This is a genomic window from Arthrobacter sp. STN4 (assembly GCF_024539665.1).
Taxonomy (GTDB): Bacteria; Actinomycetota; Actinomycetes; order Actinomycetales; family Micrococcaceae; genus Specibacter.
In genome coordinates this window covers 1-1,240 of the sequence record NZ_JAKZGX010000074.1, presented here as the reverse complement: position 1 = coordinate 1,240, position 1,240 = coordinate 1, and the positions used below count along the sequence as shown (strand labels likewise).

2 protein-coding genes are annotated in these 1,240 nt (G+C 64.5%); both read left to right on the top strand.

Annotated elements, in window-relative coordinates:
• Nucleotides 1–686: protocatechuate 3,4-dioxygenase subunit beta (gene pcaH, locus MMF96_RS19375; protein WP_256884473.1), on the top strand; the 686-nt coding region annotated here is incomplete at its 5' end.
• On the top strand, nucleotides 679–1,240 hold a 562-nt coding region (gene pcaG / locus MMF96_RS19370; protein ID WP_176618763.1), incomplete at its 3' end, for a protocatechuate 3,4-dioxygenase subunit alpha. The genes pcaH and pcaG, both read left to right, overlap by 8 nt.

Sequence of the window (1,240 nt, the reverse complement as noted above, 5' to 3'; positions counted from 1 at the left end):
TGGATTATGCGCCGTATCGCAGCAGTGTGTTGCGGCATCCGACGAAGGGTTTGCAGCATGTGGATCCGGAGACGATTGAGTTGTTTTCGCCGGCGTTTGGGCATCGGGATGTGGATCCGTTGGAAGCGGATTTGACGATTGTCCATGGTGGTGAGCCGCAGGGTGAGCGGATCAGGGTGGCCGGGCGGGTCCTGGATGGTGACGGGCGTGCGGTGGCGGGTCAGTTGGTGGAGATTTGGCAGGCGAACGCGGCGGGGCGGTATGTCCATAAGAGGGACCAGCATCCGGCGCCGATTGATCCGAATTTTACCGGGGTGGGGCGGTGTTTGACGGGTCCGGACGGGTCGTATGCGTTTACCACGATCAAGCCGGGGGCGTATCCGTGGAAGAACCATCTGAATGCGTGGCGGCCGGCGCATATTCATTTTTCGTTGTTTGGCAGTGAGTTCACGCAGCGGATCATTACGCAGATGTATTTTCCGGGGGACCAGTTGTTTGCGTTGGATCCGATTTACCAGTCGGTGGTGGATGCGGACGCGCGGGAGCGGTTGGTGGCCACGTATGACCATGGGTTGACGTCCCCGGAGTGGGCGTTGGGGTATCGGTGGGACATTGTGTTGACGGGGTCCAGGCGGACCTGGACGGAAAATGAGGCCTTTGGCCCGGAGGGAGATGACCATGAGTGAGTTGGTGCCCACGCCCGGGCAGACGGTGGGCCCGTTTTTTGCTTATGCGTTGCCCTTTGACAGGGACAGTGAACTGGTGCTGCCGGGGGTGGCGGGCAGTGTGCGGTTGCACGGGACGGTCCGGGACGGGGCCGGGGAGCCGGTGCCGGATGCGATGGTGGAGATCTGGCAGCCGGATGCGCAGGGCCGGGTGGTGGCGGAGTCGGGGTCCCGGGCGCGGGACGGGTACACGTTTACCGGGTGGGGCCGGGCGGCCACGGACCGGACCGGGGCGTACAGTTTTACCACTGTTGAGCCCGGGCCGGTGTCTGCGGGTGCGGCGGCGTTCATTGCCGTGGTGGTTTTTGCCCGCGGGTTGACGAACCGTTTGTTCACCCGGGTGTACCTGCCCGGGGACGAGGCGGCCCTGGCCGGGGATGCGTTGTTGTCGGCCCTGCCCGCGGACCGGCGCAACACGCTCCTCGCGGTCCGTGGGCCCGACGGCGCCCTGTCCTGGGACATCCGCCTCCAAGGCGAAAACGAAACCGTCTTCCTCGACTTCGAACCAACCACCG